This is a genomic window from Thalassotalea atypica (assembly GCF_030295975.1).
Taxonomy (GTDB): domain Bacteria; phylum Pseudomonadota; class Gammaproteobacteria; order Enterobacterales; family Alteromonadaceae; genus Thalassotalea_F; species Thalassotalea_F atypica.
The window spans coordinates 16381-32915 of record NZ_AP027364.1 but is presented as its reverse complement, the minus strand read 5'-3'; the positions used below and the strand labels follow the sequence as shown (position 1 = coordinate 32915).

Here is a 16535-nt window from a genome sequence, read left to right as displayed (position 1 = left end):
TGTGAACACTCATGAAACCCGAAGGCTTCCATCAGGCGTTTTACTTCAAGATAAGGAGGTGATCCAACCCCAGGTTCCCCTAGGGTTACCTTGTTACGACTTCACCCCAGTCATGAATCACAAAGTGGTAACCGTCCTCCCGAAGGTTAGACTAGCTACTTCTTTTGCAACCCACTCCCATGGTGTGACGGGCGGTGTGTACAAGGCCCGGGAACGTATTCACCGTAGCATTCTGATCTACGATTACTAGCGATTCCGACTTCACGGAGTCGAGTTGCAGACTCCGATCCGGACTACGACGTACTTTATGGGATTCGCTCCACCTCGCGGTCTTGCTGCCCTTTGTATACGCCATTGTAGCACGTGTGTAGCCCATCCCGTAAGGGCCATGATGACTTGACGTCGTCCCCACCTTCCTCCGGTTTATCACCGGCAGTCTCCTTAAAGTTCCCGACATAACTCGCTGGCAAATAAGGATAGGGGTTGCGCTCGTTGCGGGACTTAACCCAACATTTCACAACACGAGCTGACGACAGCCATGCAGCACCTGTCTCAGAGTTCCCGAAGGCACTAAACTATCTCTAGTAAATTCTCTGGATGTCAAGGGATGGTAAGGTTCTTCGCGTTGCATCGAATTAAACCACATGCTCCACCGCTTGTGCGGGCCCCCGTCAATTCATTTGAGTTTTAACCTTGCGGCCGTACTCCCCAGGCGGTCAACTTAGCGCGTTAGCTACGCTACCCACAGATCAAGTCTACAGACAGCTAGTTGACATCGTTTACGGCGTGGACTACCAGGGTATCTAATCCTGTTCGCTCCCCACGCTTTCGTACCTCAGCGTCAGTATTTGTCCAGGTGGCCGCCTTCGCCACTGATGTTCCTTCCAATCTCTACGCATTTCACCGCTACACTGGAAATTCCACCACCCTCTACAATACTCTAGTTTGCCAGTTCAAAATGCAGTTCCAAGGTTGAGCCCTGGGCTTTCACATCTTGCTTAACAAACCGCCTACGCACGCTTTACGCCCAGTAATTCCGATTAACGCTCGCACCCTCCGTATTACCGCGGCTGCTGGCACGGAGTTAGCCGGTGCTTCTTCTGTCGCTAACGTCACAGTACTAGTTTATTAAACTAGCACCTTTCCTCACGACTGAAAGTGCTTTACAACCCGAAGGCCTTCTTCACACACGCGGCATGGCTGCATCAGGCTTTCGCCCATTGTGCAATATTCCCCACTGCTGCCTCCCGTAGGAGTCTGGGCCGTGTCTCAGTCCCAGTGTGGCTGATCATCCTCTCAAACCAGCTAGAGATCGTCGCCTTGGTAAGCCTTTACCTTACCAACTAGCTAATCTCACTTGGGCTAATCAAATGGCGAGAGGTCCGAAGATCCCCCCCTTTGGTCCGTAGACATTATGCGGTATTAGCAGTCGTTTCCAACTGTTGTCCCCCACCATAAGGCATATTCCCAAGCATTACTCACCCGTCCGCCGCTCGACGCCAAAGTAGCAAGCTACTTTTCGTTTCCGCTCGACTTGCATGTGTTAAGCCTGCCGCCAGCGTTCAATCTGAGCCATGATCAAACTCTTCAATTAAAATCGTTTGTGCATCATAAGATGCGGCTCAATGAATTCTGTACATTTAAAACATATGTTCTTATAACCCGAAGGTCATAAGTAGTTTTGCGTGAACTTCATCATTAAGCTGTTTTTTTTGTCCCGAAGGACTATGTAAAATCAACACTAATGTGAGTGCTCACACAAATTGCATGATAACTAATTGTTAAAGAACACTACTTGATTAAGTAGTCAGTGTAAGTCGCATTCGCTTATCACTGTTTGCTTGGAGCTGGCTAGTAGCCTGTCCCGAAGCGAGATGCGCATTCTACGCAACTCAGTTTTGATGTCAACAACTTTTTGAAAAATAATTTAACTTGTTTTTCTAAGTTATCTTCGAGCTTAACCAAACTATTGTTTAACTAAACTGTTCAAAACAACCTCTTGGGCTTGTCCCGAAGAAGTGGAGCGCATTTTAGGGATTTTTAGGAAAGGATCAAGCTTTATTTTAAATTAATTTGCCTTTTTGTTCTAAGTGTTTCATTTTCATACAAACCTTATATTTATTGAGCTGATAGTGCTGTTTTAATCTCTAAATACGATTGGGCATCTATGTTGTAGCTGCTAAAGCCGTAGTCACGATATTGTTATATAACTTCTGTTATATTGGCAAATATATAAAAACAAAGTTAATATTTTGTTGGAAATCTTATTAATTCTTTTTATAGGCTTATATATGAAACTTACCACTCGTCCGTACAAAGGCATTTATCCCAAAATAGGTAAAGATGTCTATATAGATACGTCTTCAGTTATCGTAGGTGATATTACTGTTGGGGATGATGTGAGTATTTGGCCCCTAGTTGCCGCTAGAGGAGATGTTAACAGTATTACGATTGGCAAACGTACAAACATTCAAGACGGTACCGTGCTTCATGTTACCCACAAAAGTAAGATAAACCCTGATGGTTATGCACTTATAATTGGGGAAGATGTAACTGTTGGGCATAAATGTATGCTTCACGGGTGTTCACTCGGCGATCGTATTTTGGTTGGTATGGGCGCAATCATCATGGATGGCGTCGTGGTTCAAGATGATGTCTTTATTGGTGCAGGTACTTTAGTACCGCCCAATAAGACGCTAGAAAGTGGCTATTTATATGTAGGAAATCCAGCAAAAAAAATAAGAGCGTTAACTGAGAGTGAGTTATCTTTTCTAAGTTACTCTGCCAACAACTACGTTAATTTGAAGAATGACTATTTAATAATGGATAGTTAACCTACTTCATTTCTATATGGATCTCATTTTGCTCTGGTTCGTGTTTTTCCAACCAGAGCTCGACAACTTCTTCTAAATCGTACTTAGTACAGGTATCTATTTTGTCGAGTTGTTTCAGCCCGTATGAATGAAAATAGACTTTAACTGATTGCCCTGCCACTAGTGCGGTCATGCTCCAAGCATCCGCACTTTTATCAAATACTAAGTCATCATTGAATAAAATTGACTGGTTCATGATTGATTCCCGTTAATTTCAGCCCTTAATAATTTTAATACAGGTTCAACATCTGGCATAACATTTCGCCACAACATAAAGCTTTCAGCAGCCTGCCCTACTAACATGCCTAATCCATCTATGACATGATTAACGTTCAACTGCTTTGCTGTTTGCAAGAATGGCGTCGGCGTTTTACCGTATACCATGTCATAGCATGCGCCAGCCTTTGAAATAATATGTTCTGCTATGGGCAACGCTTGCTGAGAAAGACCCGCTGATGTTGCATTAATAATGATATCAAATATTTGCTCATTCGCTTGTTCGAAGGTACAGGCCGAAAAGTTATCGATATTGTATTGAGAGACTATAGTCTCCGCCTTGCTTAGCGTTCTGTTAGCGATAACCAATTTGCTCGGCTTTTCATCCAGCAAAGCTTGCACAACACCTTTGGCAGCCCCACCAGCACCCAATAGTAATACACGTTTTTCCGAGATCCCTACGGCATGTCGCTTTAAGTCACTCACTAACCCCAGTCCGTCAGTGGTGTCACCATATATGCCATCCGTATTAAAAAGTAAGGTATTTACTGCACCAGCCATTTGCGCCCGTTCGGAGAGATGATCGCACAATTGATAGGCTAACTCTTTAAAAGGTGCCGTAACATTCGCCCCTTTGCCATTATTTTTTATTAAACTTTCTACTTCTGCTAAAAAGGTATCGTCTTGTGCAAGTTGGGCTCGATAATTAAGCACTTGCTTAGTGGACAAAGCAAATTGTTGGTGAATAAATGGAGATTTAGATTGAGCAATCGGATTGCCAAAAACGCGATATTGATCCATGTGTGTTAGCGGTTAGGTTAGTTTCGCCTAGCCTAGCCCAAAGGTTATAAGAAGGAAATAAAAAAAGCAGCCATGAAAGACTGCTTTTATCGTATAGAGAGACTTTTTCGTTATAAATTAAAACTTATAACCAAGCATGATGGAATAAACCATAGGGTCAACATCAATTTCTGCCGAGCCTTTAATGTCATCACCGATTTTGAAGCTTACATCTGTATCGATATCAATATAACGTACAGATGCGTTAACGTGCCAGCTGTTGTCAATTTCATAATCGAAACCTACTTGCGGCGACAAACCAAAAGAAGTATCAGCATCTAAACTATTAAAACCTAGGCTTTTTGGAGCAGACTTAAATTCCTCTTCAAAGAATATAGTGTAGTTAATACCTAAACCGACGTATGGTTTAAACTTTGAAGCACTGTCGAAATAGTAAATAGCGCTCAGCGTTGGTGGTAAATGAGTTACTTCAGCTAAAGTTAATCCATCAACATTAACGCCAAAGACACCCTCAGAAATACCTTGTGGATCCTGAATTTTAACATCATGGGTGTAAGGCGTTGCCGCTAATAACTCTACCGCCCAATTATTGTCAATAAAATAGACAAAGTTAAGGCCTAACTGTGTGTTGTCATCAACTGACACAGTCAGCGGTGTATCGCCACCAAGCGCTTCAACATAGACACCTGTTTTGTCGCTGTCTGGATCAATTAACGTCGCACCGCCGCGTACTACAATGTCTCCAGCTTGATAACCTTGCGAAAAAGCAGCTACGGAAAGAGAAGAGAGAAGTGCTAAAGTTAATATTTTTTTTGTCATGGTTTAATCCCCTAGATAATTTATGGGTATTTTATCCACGTAAGGCTTCGTAAAACTTGATTTACCTCAAGTACTATCAGTTAACTATTAACCATATCTTTTTTACGGAATTAAACATGATCTGCATCAATATATGGATGCAGATATATTTGATTTTACTGGAAGTGTTGGCGGTATTGTATTTCCTTACTTCAGTTACAGTTTAGTTTCAACATGCTATCCGTTGAAATACACCACCAGTTTATAATCCCAAACTATGAGAAAATATAAGATAGAAACAAGAACCGCAGCTGAGCCAAGATCTTTCGCTCGGCCACTAAGCTCATGATGCTCAAACCCAATACGATCAATTGCTGCTTCTACACCACTGTTGAGCAATTCAATAATGAGAATAAGAAGCAACGCGGATATTAGAATAGCAAATCCTATAATACTCGAAGAAATTAACCAGGATATAGGTAATAAAATGAGTATAAGGAAAGCCTATTGTCTAAAGGCTATTTCATGCTTGTATGCTGCCTTAATGACTACCAGCTATTTTTGGTTTAGACCGAAACGTTGAAGGTCTCCTTGGTTGATTTATTTCACTGTTTAGTTCGCTAACCAATTTTTAGGAACGAGATATTCAGATAACAACCCTTCTTCACTTGAAGCATCAGGTGAAAAATTATATTCCCATCGCGCTAAAGGAGGCATCGACATTAAAATAGACTCAGTGCGTCCACCTGATTGCAACCCAAACAAGGTACCGCGATCAAAAACTAAATTGAATTCTACGTAACGTCCACGGCGATACAATTGAAATTGTCGTTGACGATCACCATATTCGGTGTCTTTTCTTTTTGACATGATCGGCACATAAGCATCAATAAAGCCATGCCCAACCTCTTTAATGTAATTTAAGCAGGTCTCAAAATCCCACTGATTTAAATCATCAAAAAATAGTCCACCAACACCGCGGGTTTCATTACGATGCTTAAGATAAAAGTACTCGTCACACCATTTTTTGTGCTCTTGATATACCTTTTCTCCAAAAGGCTGGCATAAATTAGCCGCAGTTTGGTGCCAATGTTTAACGTCTTCAATAAATGGATAGAAAGGAGTTAAATCAAAGCCACCGCCAAACCACCATACTGGCGCCTCACCTTCTTTTTCAGCAATAAAGAAACGTACGTTAGCATGAGATGTTGGTATATAGGGGTTTTTGGGATGAATAACCAATGAGACGCCACAAGCTTGCCATTTTCTACCTGCCAATTCAGGGCGATGTGCTGTAGCGGATGGCGGTAATTTATCCCCTGAAACCAAAGAGAAGTTGACCCCGCCTTGCTCAATAACGGTGCCATTGGTCAGTACACGAGTACGGCCACCGCCCCCTTCAGGTCTTTGCCAATTATCTTCGACAAATTTACCGCTACCATCTTCCGTTTCTAAGGCATGGCAAATATCGTCTTGAAGAGTTTTTAAAAATTCAATGACTGTTTCTATATTAACGTTGCTCATTGTCGAAATACCTTTCCGGTCAAGCCATCAATAATTCTTGATGGTTGTTGATAGTTTAACGTGCTGCCCTTGATGACATAATCAATTTTATCAGACAGGTTTGGGTCTAGTGTTTGCCATGTTGTAGCGGGTTGAAGACCTGATAAATTAGCACTTGTTGATACGATTGGTTTTTGAGTTTGCGCACACAAGGCCGTTACATCTTGCTGATCTGTCACTCGTACCGCTATAGTTCTAAAATTTCCCGTCAAAAAAGGCGATATTGCAGGATCAGCAGGTAAAACTTGAGTGACTCCATTAGGCCAACGACTTTTAATTTGACTCAGTTGTTGCTCGCTAAGTACCGAGACATCAAGGTAGGGCTCTAACTGAGCAAACTGTCCTGCAAGCAATATCAAACCCTTTGCTTTAGGTCGCTGCTTTATCTCGAGCAATTTCTTTAGCGCTGTTTCATTGTCAGGATCACATCCTAAGCCAAACACTGCTTCAGTAGGGTAAGCGATTATGCCCCCCTGAAGAAACGTATCTACTGCTGAATGCCTTTTATTCATCTGCATAACTTTATTATTTTCAAACACTAAAATGGCTACCTCAATAGTAGCCATTTCCATCTAATTTATTCAACAAGCCACATTAGCTTAAGTTGTTGATATAATCCGCAACATCAGGAAAGTCTTTTGTTGGTAAAATATCGGCCAACAACGCCAACCGATGCAACAATTCTGTTTTATCTTGACCAGATACATTGATATGGCCCATTTTTCGCCCTGGTCGCTGAGTTTTACCATACCAATGCATTGATACACTAGGAATTGACAGTATATTTTCGGGCACCGTGTCGACACCTAAGACATTGATCATTGCTGTTGGCCTGACTAGTGTTGTAGAGCCTAGCGGCTTTTGACAAACCGCTCGCACATGATTTTCAAACTGACAGGTATCAGCACCTTGTTGCGTCCAGTGACCCGAGTTATGAACTCGTGGCGCAATTTCGTTAACTAGCAATGAACTTCCCACTTGGAAAAATTCGATCGCAAGTACGCCAACGTAATCTAAGGCATTAGCGATTTGATCAAACGCCTCAGACGCTTGAGCTTGCAATCCTTGATGCTCATTTACCGCTAATGAAACACTTAACACACCTTTACTGTGATGATTTTCCGTTAACGGATAGGCAAATGTCTCACCATTTTTGCTGCGAACACCTACCATTGAGACTTCTCGATCAAAGGGTACCATTTGCTCAGCAATAATTGCTTGTTGACCGCTCACATCACCTTCGATAAATGATTGAATATCTGACCAAATATCTTCCGCTTGTGCAATATCCGTCATGCGCCATTGGCCCTTACCATCGTAGCCTGCTAACGCACTTTTTAGTATTAACGGTAATGTTAGCGTTGAAATCGCATCATCAAAGTCAGTTTTATTATTGACAATTTTGTGGTTCGCATTAGCCACACCCGATTGCTCAAGTAGTGCTTTTTCCAGTCTCCGATCACCACCGACTTTAATGGCTTGGCTACTAGGATAAAGTTTTCCAGATGCTTCACACACATCCAACACATCATGATTAATATGCTCAAATTCAGCAGTGATTGCATCAGCGTAAGCAATACCATCAGCTAAGTCACCAAACGTCGTGCTTGTTGATAACGGATCTACGACTAAGCCGCTGCCTACATCATAAGCTCGAACATCAATATTGAGTGGTTTGCTTGCTAATGCCATCATTCTAGCAAGTTGACCAGCGCCTAAAACTAAAACCTTCATCTTCTTTCGCCTATACCGACGGATCTGGATTATCTAAGATATTCTTAGTTTGCTCGGCTCTGAATTTTTCGATTGCAGCCATCACAGTTTCATCATGAGTACCAATGATCTGTGCCGCAAGTAGCCCCGCATTAGCAGCTCCCGCGGTACCAATTGCCAATGTGCCAACAGCAATACCTTTTGGCATTTGAACAATCGACAATAAAGAGTCTTGTCCGCTTAAGGCTTTAGACTGAACAGGAACGCCAAGTACTGGAAGACTTGTAAATGCAGCCGCCATGCCTGGTAAATGAGCCGCACCACCCGCACCAGCAACGATTACCTTAATACCTCGAGATTTTGCATTTTCTGCATATTCTGCAAGTAAATGAGGGGTTCTGTGCGCCGATACAACTTTTGTTTCATAGGGAACATTAAGAAGATCTAACATATCTGTAGCATGTTTCATTGTCGGCCAATCCGACTTAGAACCCATGATAATACCTACTGTCATGACTAAACGCCTTTTATCTAAGAAGTTAATATCACTTCGTTTGAAGTGTTAAGAGGCGCGTATTATAACCTTGTTTTTTGGCGGAGAGAAACTAGCTAATGGTTAAAACTTAACGGAGTTTTCGATATTAATTATAAGTTAGTTTGTTGTTACCGTTTTTGTTTGTGGTTACATTTCTTTTGCGGGCACATCAACACTAATCCACTGGCCATTTTTCTTTCCACTAAAATCGGCCAATGACATACAGGACAGGGCTGGTCAACAGGTGCGTAATTTATAACATACTTACATTTAGGATATCGATCACATGAGTAAAATGTTTTGCCGTAGCGATTAGTTTTTTCGAATAACTCTCCATTTTTACATTCTGGGCACGCAACGCCACTATCTTCTTTTGGATTAGTATCTTCAATATGGTGGCAATCAGGAAAATTACTACAACCAATAAACATGCCATATCGACCTTGCTTGACTGCAAGTTCATGACCACACTCAGGGCACTCGCTGCCGAGTAATATTTTGTCATCAACTTGCTCATGCTCTACCACTGGACGTGTGTATTGACAAGTTGGGTAACTTTGACAACCTAGAAACGCACCTGCTTTACCATTCTTTATAGCAAGCTCGGAGCCGCAATCAGGACAAACACCATAGGCTTGCTCTAAAGCATGTTCGTGTTGTGAAAACAGAGGTTTATCGGCGTTAGACATGGTTAATACTCAAGTGAAGTTAAGTAATTATGCCATAATATTCTAATTAAAGAGAACGATTAATCTATTGGGATGGTTTTAGGTTGGGGTTAAGCAAGGACCACTAGTGCAGCGGTCCATCAGGTTGTTCATCAAAAATAAGATCTTCCATTTGCGAATAAGCGGACTCATGGCCCGGCACGTTAAACAAGACCATCAACACGACCCACTTTAGATCATCTAAATATAAATCTTTGGTTTCAAGCTCCATGACACGGTCAATAACCATTTCGCGAGTGGTCACATCCAATAAATTGACCTGCTCTAAAAACATCAGGAAACCACGACACTCAGGATCGAGTCGCTGCATTTCATCCGCGGTATATATTCGAACAGAAGTACCAGTAACTTTGGTTAAATATGGATGTGTGTCGGTATTTTGCAACTCAGCTAATTTTTCCAACCAAGCCAGTGCTTTATATATCTCGTCCGAATGAAAACCAGCGCGCGTCAACTCATCGGTGAGTACATCGTGGTCCACCATGACCTCAGCTTCTGAGTGAATGTAATTCTCAAAAAGGTACATAAGAATGTCGAACATAACTACCCCCTATTCAATCTAAGATAGCCACCTGGTACCGCAGACACCAGACCTCTAAGCTCAAGCATCGTTAGCCGGGTTAACACTTCATCTGTGGGAAGTTTACTCCGGGAAACCACCGTATCTACGGGAGTGGTTTCATAACCCACACTAGCTAACAATGGATCGATAAACAAGTCTTGTTGACAATTTTTTTCGCCTTTTTCCTCGTTCATATTTATATGACCGGAGACTTGAGGAAAATCTAACTCATCCAATATATCGGCGGCAGATTCTATTAGTTTAGCACCTTGTTTGATTAAGTGATGGCAACCTTTGGCGCCAGGGTTATTAATCGAGCTCGGCACGGCAAATACGTCTCTATTCTGTTCAAGAGCGCAGCGAGCTGTAATTAATGAGCCACTTTTTATCTCTGCTTCAATAACCACTACACCTTCACTTAATCCACTGATCAAGCGATTTCTTTTTGGAAAATTACCAGGCTTGGGCTGAACTCCAGGTTGAAACTCACTGATGACAAGTCCGCCTAAATTAATAATATCAGTCTCCATGGCTCTATGCCTTGAAGGGTATACACGGTCCAAACCTGTGGCGACAACAGCTATAGTTTTACCTGAAACAGCCAGTGCTCCTCTATGCGCTGCGCCATCGATTCCAATAGCGAGTCCGCTGGTTACCGTTAAATTTTGTTGGCTGAGCTCTCGTGCAATCAAGCTTGCTGTCTCACGCCCTGCGATACTTGCGTTTCTGCTGCCAACAATAGCTATTTGACGCTCTTTTAGTAACGAAATATTACCGCGGTAAAATAATAGCAACGGTGGATCATAAATTTGTTTCAATAACCTTGGATAGGCTTCGTCTTGGTAAGTTATGAGCTGACAGCACTGTTTCGCTGAAGCGATGATTTGATCTATTTTCTGTACGTCAGGATGCAAGATTGCGGTTTGCTGAAGTAAAGTTAACCCAAGTTCTTTTAGCTCTTTTTGTGGTAATGTAAATAGGGCACGGATGCCAATCTTTTCAACCAACGCGACTTTTTTATGAGCAGCAAGCCTTGGGATTTGTTTTAGTGCCAACCAATACCATATTTCGTCGCTATTCATTCATCTCCTCCTTAAGATAAATTTACATTAACTACCTACTCGCTTACTGATTGAGTTTATATGACTAGTTATTTTCTTTTGAATCAAAAAAGACACATCGACTACAACATCGAATGTGCCTTTAATTCAATTATCATGTCTTATTCTGGTGATGCGACTGAATCCAATAGTCGTGCTGGTTGGCTCGATGTAAGTATCAATGCCATGCTCGCTTTCTCATAAACCTTAAAGACCATCATTTGACCGAAAGGTTCTTCAGGCATGTCATATGCTGAGCCTTCTTGCGCTGACATTCTGCTCCAGCGAGACGCATCAGAAGTATACTGTGGGCCATTTATCGTTTCCACAACACCGGGGCTTTTGCGTAATAAACTCAAAACATCCCCTTCTTTGACCATATGCTCGCTACCTCGGTTGATCATAACCACTTCTAATTTACCAAACTCTCTACCACCACTTGAAGATTTAATTATCTGACCTTTAACCGAGTCATCAGCTTTTTGCATAGTGAAGAATGACGGATACATTTGGCCTTGGTTAATGGGCAATACAATATTGCCAGCTCTAATTTCACGAGTTGAAGAGCTTACAAGCAACGTTCCCGGACGCTTATTATCCATATCACCAAGTCGGACTGCTTGTGCCGTACCAGTAAGCTTCATGCTGTAACCAAGTGGTAGCTCTGTTTCAGGATCTAAAACTTGTTCACCTTTTTGATAAATGGCATATGATTTTGCTAACTCTAAGTTATCAGTCACATAAATTTTGAAATTAGTGATGCCTGATTTATAGCCATGTTCATTACCAATAACATAAGGTGCATCATCAATTTGTTCTTGCGTGAGCAAGCTGTCATATTGAATATAAGGCGCGATTACGTGCAAAGGTAAGGTACTGATTGGATTTTCTTTTAGATCTTTACGCGCTTCAGGCGACATTTTTTTCGTCGGCTTCTCTCTGACAATTTCTACCGGTGGCTCATACGCTTCCTTTATAATTTCTTCGACTACAGGTTCTTCAACCACGAGTTGTGGTTCACCTTGATCGTTATAAACCAGTTTTAATACATCGCCAGGATAAATAAGGTGAGGATTGCTTATTTCAGGATTTAGCCGCCACAGTTGAGGCCATAGCCATGGTTGTTCAAGGAATAGGGAAGAAATATCCCATAATGTATCCCCTTCTTCGACTATGTATGTTTCCGGTGCTCTGTCATTTAACTGAAGTTCATCAGCCACCGAAATCAAAGGCAAAGCGAAGAATGCAGCCGATAATATAATTTTTTTTAGCATGCTACTTCTGTCCATTTTATACAATTACCTTAAACCACTATTATTAATGTTATTTAATGGCTAAAATTAAAACATAACATTCTAGATTCATTATCGCTATTTTTTTGTAATAATTATGACCATTTTATCCGTTTTACGCTTTCCTGACGAAAGATTGAGAACAAAAGCAGCCGAAGTCACCGAAGTCTCTGATGCAATTCGAAAAATTGTTGATGACATGTTTGAAACCATGTACGACGAAAATGGCGTTGGCTTAGCCGCAACCCAAGTTAATATTCATCAGCGCATTGTTGTAATCGATGTCAGTGAAGACAAAGAAGACCCTATCGTTTTAATTAACCCTGAAATTATCGCGATGAGTGAGAAAACCTTTATCAATGAGGAAGGTTGTTTATCTGTTCCTGGTAACTATGCGAAAGTGACTCGTCATGAAACAGTCACCGTTAGAGCACTTGATTATAATGGCAACGAATTTACTCGTGATGGTGATGAGCTTTTAAGTATCTGTATTCAGCATGAATTAGATCATTTAGCAGGTATTTTGTTTATCGACTATTTATCGCCTCTTAAGCGCCAGCGTATTAAAACCAAGCTTGAAAAAGAAGCTCGACTTGCTAAAGCCAACGGCTCTTAATCACTAGGAAAACACTTTGCAACCTCTGAACATTATATTTGCTGGTACGCCTGATTTTGCCGCGCAGCATTTACAAGCGTTAATCGATTCCCCTCATAACGTTGTTGCGGTTTATTGTCCGCCTGATAAACCTGCTGGTCGCGGTAAGAAATTAACCGCATGTGCCACCAAACAACTCGCTTTAGCTCATGATTTATTTGTTGAGCAGCCTGTCAATTTTAAAAGTGAGGAGGCACAACATCAATTAGCGCAATATAACGCAGACGTTATGGTCGTTGTAGCCTACGGTTTATTGTTACCTAAAGTTATCTTAGATACACCTCGCTTGGGTTGTATTAACGTTCATGGCTCCTTATTACCTTTATGGCGTGGCGCTGCACCAATTCAGCGCTCTTTGGAAGCTGGTGACGCAGAAACAGGTGTCACCATAATGCAAATGGATGTTGGTTTGGATACCGGTGATATGATTTTAAAAGCGTCTTGTCCGATTGAATCGAAAGATACCAGCGCCAGCCTGTACGAAAAATTAGCAGCACTTGGTCCGAGAGCTTTAATTGAGACGTTAGCAAAAATGGCCTCTGGTGATTATTCTAAGGAGCCACAGCAAGATGACTTATCAACCTATGCAGCAAAACTGGATAAAAGTGACGCTACTATTGATTGGCAATTAACCGCGAAAGTCATCGATCGTAAAATTCGTGCATATATTCCTTGGCCAGTAACGCAATTTACATTGACCGATAGCGACCAAAAGCAACATAAGATTCGTATTTGGCAAGCCAGTATCGTTGAAGCGCAATCCGCCCCTGCCGGTACCATTATCCAAGCTGATAAGCATGGTATTGTCGTTAGCACTGGCGACCAAGCTATCCGACTAGAGTCATTACAGCTCCCTGGAAAAAAAGCGATGTCAGCCGCAGACATTTTAAACGGGCGCAGTGATTGGTTTATTGTTGGGCAACAAATCACAGGTACATTATGTCAGCCAATGTAAGAGCATTAGCAGCAAAATGCTGTTTTTCGGTTATTGATAAAGGCCGAAGTATCGCTGACGAGTTACCTCATCAACAGGCCAAAGTAGAAGGCAAAGACAAAGCGTTGTTACAAGAGCTTTGTTATGGTGTGCTACGACATTTACCAGAGCTTGAGCATCATGTACGTCAATTTGTTGATAAACCATTAAAAGGTAAACAGCGGGTATTTCACTTTTTACTACTCGTTGGCGTCTATCAACTAAAGTATACACGCATACCTGATCATGCAGCGCTCAATGAAACGGTTGCCGCTACCAATGCACTTAAGAATAAACATCTTAAAGGCATGATCAATGCTGTACTTAGAAATTACATGCGAAAACCCGAAGTGAGCACCAACTTACTTAATGATGCTGTTATATACAATCACCCGTCTTGGCTAATTAATAAATTAAAGGCAGCTTATGATGATTGGCCAAGCATTATGTCAGCTAATCAAGAAAAGCCACCAATGTGGCTTAGAGTCAATCAATTACATACTAGCAATGAGTCTTTCCTTGCTAAGTTAAATGAAATTGAAATAAACGTTGATGCTATTGATGAGCTAAGTGGCGCAATTAAATTAGGCCATGCGGTAGATGTACTAAGATTACCCGGTTTTGAACAAGGAGATGTTTCAGTTCAAGATGCAGCAGCTCAACAAGCAGCAAGGTTACTCGACGCACAGCCAGATGAACATATTTTAGATTGCTGCGCAGCTCCGGGTGGTAAAACTTGTCATGTGCTAGAAATGTCTCCGCATATAGCCTCAATGACTGCACTTGATATCGACGAAAATCGCTTAGCACGGGTACAGGAAAATTTAACTCGATTACAATTATCAGCAAAATTAATCGCCGGTGATGCAATAGAAACTGATAATTGGTGGGATGGTAGGTTGTATGATCGTATCCTATTAGATGCGCCTTGCTCTGCTACAGGTGTTATTAGAAGACATCCTGACATTAAATGGTTAAGAAAAGCCGACGACATTGATGCGCTTGCCCAGTTGCAAGCGGATATATTGAGAAAAATGTGGTCTTTGTTAAAACCCGGTGGTACGTTGCTATATGCAACTTGCAGTATTTTGCCACAAGAAAACTCTGCACAAATAGAACAGTTTTTGCAATCACAAACAGATGCTCGCTTAGTTGAACTTCCTGAATATCAAGGTAAAACGGGCTGGCAAATATTACCAAGTGAATCAGGCATGGATGGATTTTACTATGCCAAGCTTGAAAAGGCGGCAACGTAAAATACGTGCCTGTTTAAGACAATAAGTGGTGTAACTAAGGCGTGAAAATAATAATCATTGGTGCCGGACAAGTCGGCGGTACCCTCGCAGAAAACTTAGTCGGTGAACGAAACGAAATCACCTTAGTCGATGTTGATAATGAGAAATTACGTGAATTGCAGGACAAACTCGACCTCAAAGTAGTAACTGGGCAAGGTTGTCACCCTGATGTACTGACCAACGCAGGCGCAAACGATGCTGATATGATAATCGCCGTTACCAATGATGATGCGACGAACATGATCACTTGCCAAATTGCCTATTCGCTTTTTAGCACACCCACTAAAATTGCTCGCATTCGCTCTGATCAAATTTTGAAGTTTGGTGAAAAGCTGTTCCATAACGATGATATTCCCGTTGACCATATTATTGCACCAGAACAGCTAGTCACGAGAGATATTGCTCGACTGATTGACTACCCCGGTGCACTGCAAGTGTTAGAATTTGCCGATGGTCGCGTCAGCCTAGTGGCGGTAAAAGCCTATTACGGTGGTCTGTTAGTAGGCCATGCGCTTTCCACGTTAAAAGAACACATACCTAATGTTGACACCCGAGTTGCCGCAATATACCGAAATGGACGCCCTATTCGCCCATTAGGCACTACCGTTATTGAAGCTGACGATGAGGTCTTTTTCATTGCTGCCAGCATCCATATTCGAGCAGTAATGAATGAGTTGCAAAAACTTGAGCCTGCTTACAAAAAAATTATGATTGCAGGTGGTGGAAATATTGGCGCTGGTTTGGCTAGGATTCTAGAAACCAACCATCAAGTCAAACTCATAGAGCATTCGCCAGAGCGTGCGGCTAACCTCGAGTCGTCTTTGAACAATACTTTGGTTTACGCGGGTGATTCTTCCGATCAGGAATTATTACTCGAAGAGCATATTGATCAATTTGATGTTTTCATCGCGGTAACGAATGATGATGAAGCTAATATCATGTCATCGTTATTGGCCAAAAAACTTGGTGTCAGAAAGACCATGGTACTCATACAGCGCGAAGCGTACGTAGATTTAGTACACGGTAGTAATATCGACATTGCGATTTCACCTCAACATGCAACCATTTCTGCACTGCTTACCCATGTCCGTAAAGGCTCCATCGATAATGTTTACAGCCTGCGTGGTGGTGCCGCTGAAGCCATTGAAATAGTGGCTAAAGGCGATAAACATTCATCGAAAGTAGTCGGCCGTGAAATCAAATCCATTAAATTACCACCAGGCACTACCATTGGCGCTATAGTTCGTGGTCAAGAAGTGCTAATTGCCCATTCTAATACCGTGATCAGAGAAGAAGATCATGTCATTTTATTTTTGGTCAACAAGAAATATATTGTTGATGTAGAAAAATTGTTCCACGTTGGGGCGATTTACTTTTAATCGCCCTCTTTAGATATGGATAAACTATAATACCCACTCGATATACATACAC

General features: G+C 41.8%; 17 protein-coding genes and 1 rRNA gene. 5 read left to right on the top strand and 13 right to left on the bottom strand.

The window, feature by feature from the left end; genetic code table 11:
• Positions 1–51: 51 nt before the first annotated feature.
• A 16S ribosomal RNA gene (locus QUE03_RS00150) occupies positions 52–1594 on the bottom strand.
• A 697-nt stretch (positions 1595–2291) separates the two neighbouring features.
• Here QUE03_RS00150 and QUE03_RS00145 point away from each other — a divergent pair.
• Positions 2292–2834, top strand: coding sequence for a gamma carbonic anhydrase family protein (locus tag QUE03_RS00145; protein ID WP_286263911.1), 543 nt, complete (start codon positions 2292–2294; stop codon positions 2832–2834).
• Between the two features lies 1 nt (position 2835).
• Here the strand turns inward: QUE03_RS00145 and QUE03_RS00140 are convergent, their stop codons facing one another.
• The 12 genes from QUE03_RS00140 to QUE03_RS00085 all read right to left on the bottom strand — a co-directional run bounded on the left by QUE03_RS00140 (position 2836) and on the right by QUE03_RS00085 (position 12163).
• Positions 2836–3069, bottom strand: a complete 234-nt coding sequence (locus QUE03_RS00140) for a hypothetical protein (protein WP_286263909.1) — start codon at positions 3067–3069, stop codon at positions 2836–2838.
• Entirely contained in the window at positions 3066–3890 is an 825-nt protein-coding gene (gene aroE / locus QUE03_RS00135) for a shikimate dehydrogenase (protein WP_286263907.1), read from the bottom strand. The genes QUE03_RS00140 and aroE overlap by 4 nt, the downstream gene beginning before the upstream one ends.
• 117 nt (positions 3891–4007) lie before the next feature.
• Positions 4008–4709, bottom strand: a complete 702-nt coding sequence (locus tag QUE03_RS00130; RefSeq protein ID WP_286263905.1) for an OmpW/AlkL family protein — start codon at positions 4707–4709, stop codon at positions 4008–4010.
• A gap of 216 nt (positions 4710–4925) precedes the next feature.
• Positions 4926–5177 carry a diacylglycerol kinase gene (locus QUE03_RS00125; protein ID WP_286267935.1) on the bottom strand — a complete coding sequence of 84 codons (252 nt, stop codon included), beginning with the start codon at positions 5175–5177 and terminating at the stop codon, positions 4926–4928.
• 123 nt (positions 5178–5300) lie between these two features.
• Positions 5301–6212, bottom strand: a complete 912-nt coding sequence (hemF, locus tag QUE03_RS00120; protein ID WP_286263902.1) for an oxygen-dependent coproporphyrinogen oxidase — start codon at positions 6210–6212, stop codon at positions 5301–5303.
• Complete coding sequence (tsaC, locus tag QUE03_RS00115) at positions 6209–6769, bottom strand: L-threonylcarbamoyladenylate synthase type 1 TsaC (RefSeq protein ID WP_434020234.1); 561 nt, start codon at positions 6767–6769, stop codon at positions 6209–6211. Before tsaC ends, hemF begins: the two co-directional genes overlap by 4 nt.
• 76 nt (positions 6770–6845) lie before the next feature.
• A complete protein-coding gene (locus QUE03_RS00110) occupies positions 6846–7985 on the bottom strand; it encodes a 5-(carboxyamino)imidazole ribonucleotide synthase (protein ID WP_286263901.1) in 1140 nt (379 codons plus the stop codon).
• Between the two features lie 10 nt (positions 7986–7995).
• Positions 7996–8478, bottom strand: a complete 483-nt coding sequence (purE, locus tag QUE03_RS00105) for a 5-(carboxyamino)imidazole ribonucleotide mutase (protein ID WP_286263899.1) — start codon at positions 8476–8478, stop codon at positions 7996–7998.
• A gap of 149 nt (positions 8479–8627) precedes the next feature.
• Entirely contained in the window at positions 8628–9188 is a 561-nt protein-coding gene (locus QUE03_RS00100) for a DNA topoisomerase family protein (protein ID WP_286263895.1), read from the bottom strand.
• 103 nt (positions 9189–9291) lie between these two features.
• Positions 9292–9768 carry a DUF494 family protein gene (locus QUE03_RS00095; RefSeq protein ID WP_286263891.1) on the bottom strand — a complete coding sequence of 159 codons (477 nt, stop codon included), beginning with the start codon at positions 9766–9768 and terminating at the stop codon, positions 9292–9294.
• Between the two features lie 2 nt (positions 9769–9770).
• Positions 9771–10871, bottom strand: a complete 1101-nt coding sequence (gene dprA / locus QUE03_RS00090) for a DNA-processing protein DprA (RefSeq protein WP_286263887.1) — start codon at positions 10869–10871, stop codon at positions 9771–9773.
• Positions 10872–11011: 140 nt separating this feature from the next.
• On the bottom strand, positions 11012–12163 hold the full coding sequence (locus QUE03_RS00085; RefSeq protein ID WP_286263886.1) for a LysM peptidoglycan-binding domain-containing protein: 1152 nt from the start codon (positions 12161–12163) through the stop codon (positions 11012–11014).
• A 115-nt stretch (positions 12164–12278) separates the two neighbouring features.
• Between QUE03_RS00085 and def the strand changes: the two genes are divergently transcribed.
• From def to trkA, 4 genes are read left to right on the top strand one after another with little or no spacing between them, the layout of a single operon-like run.
• Positions 12279–12797, top strand: coding sequence for a peptide deformylase (def, locus tag QUE03_RS00080; RefSeq protein WP_286263881.1), 519 nt, complete (start codon positions 12279–12281; stop codon positions 12795–12797).
• Positions 12798–12813: 16 nt separating this feature from the next.
• Positions 12814–13791, top strand: coding sequence for a methionyl-tRNA formyltransferase (fmt, locus tag QUE03_RS00075; RefSeq protein WP_286263879.1), 978 nt, complete (start codon positions 12814–12816; stop codon positions 13789–13791).
• Entirely contained in the window at positions 13776–15065 is a 1290-nt protein-coding gene (rsmB, locus tag QUE03_RS00070; protein ID WP_286263875.1) for a 16S rRNA (cytosine(967)-C(5))-methyltransferase RsmB, read from the top strand. Before fmt ends, rsmB begins: the two co-directional genes overlap by 16 nt.
• A gap of 41 nt (positions 15066–15106) precedes the next feature.
• Positions 15107–16483 (top strand): Trk system potassium transporter TrkA, encoded by a 1377-nt coding sequence (gene trkA / locus QUE03_RS00065; protein WP_286263874.1) that lies wholly within the window; start codon positions 15107–15109, stop codon positions 16481–16483.
• The last annotated feature ends 52 nt before the right edge of the window (positions 16484–16535 follow it).

Bases quoted from the DNA above. Each gene is read 5' to 3' on its own strand.
- QUE03_RS00110 (WP_286263901.1), bottom strand. From the start codon at position 7,985: ATGAAGGTTTTAGTTTTAGGCGCTGGTCAACTTGCTAGAATGATGGCA.
- dprA (WP_286263887.1), bottom strand. From the start codon at position 10,871: ATGAATAGCGACGAAATATGGTATTGGTTGGCACTAAAACAAATCCCA.
- rsmB (WP_286263875.1), top strand. From the start codon at position 13,776: ATGTCAGCCAATGTAAGAGCATTAGCAGCAAAATGCTGTTTTTCGGTT.
- QUE03_RS00145 (WP_286263911.1), top strand. From the start codon at position 2,292: ATGAAACTTACCACTCGTCCGTACAAAGGCATTTATCCCAAAATAGGT.
- purE (WP_286263899.1), bottom strand. From the start codon at position 8,478: ATGACAGTAGGTATTATCATGGGTTCTAAGTCGGATTGGCCGACAATG.
- aroE (WP_286263907.1), bottom strand. From the start codon at position 3,890: ATGGATCAATATCGCGTTTTTGGCAATCCGATTGCTCAATCTAAATCT.
- tsaC (WP_434020234.1), bottom strand. From the start codon at position 6,769: ATGCAGATGAATAAAAGGCATTCAGCAGTAGATACGTTTCTTCAGGGG.
- QUE03_RS00140 (WP_286263909.1), bottom strand. From the start codon at position 3,069: ATGAACCAGTCAATTTTATTCAATGATGACTTAGTATTTGATAAAAGT.
- QUE03_RS00095 (WP_286263891.1), bottom strand. From the start codon at position 9,768: ATGTTCGACATTCTTATGTACCTTTTTGAGAATTACATTCACTCAGAA.
- QUE03_RS00085 (WP_286263886.1), bottom strand. From the start codon at position 12,163: ATGCTAAAAAAAATTATATTATCGGCTGCATTCTTCGCTTTGCCTTTG.
- QUE03_RS00130 (WP_286263905.1), bottom strand. From the start codon at position 4,709: ATGACAAAAAAAATATTAACTTTAGCACTTCTCTCTTCTCTTTCCGTA.
- QUE03_RS00100 (WP_286263895.1), bottom strand. From the start codon at position 9,188: ATGTCTAACGCCGATAAACCTCTGTTTTCACAACACGAACATGCTTTA.
- def (WP_286263881.1), top strand. From the start codon at position 12,279: ATGACCATTTTATCCGTTTTACGCTTTCCTGACGAAAGATTGAGAACA.
- hemF (WP_286263902.1), bottom strand. From the start codon at position 6,212: ATGAGCAACGTTAATATAGAAACAGTCATTGAATTTTTAAAAACTCTT.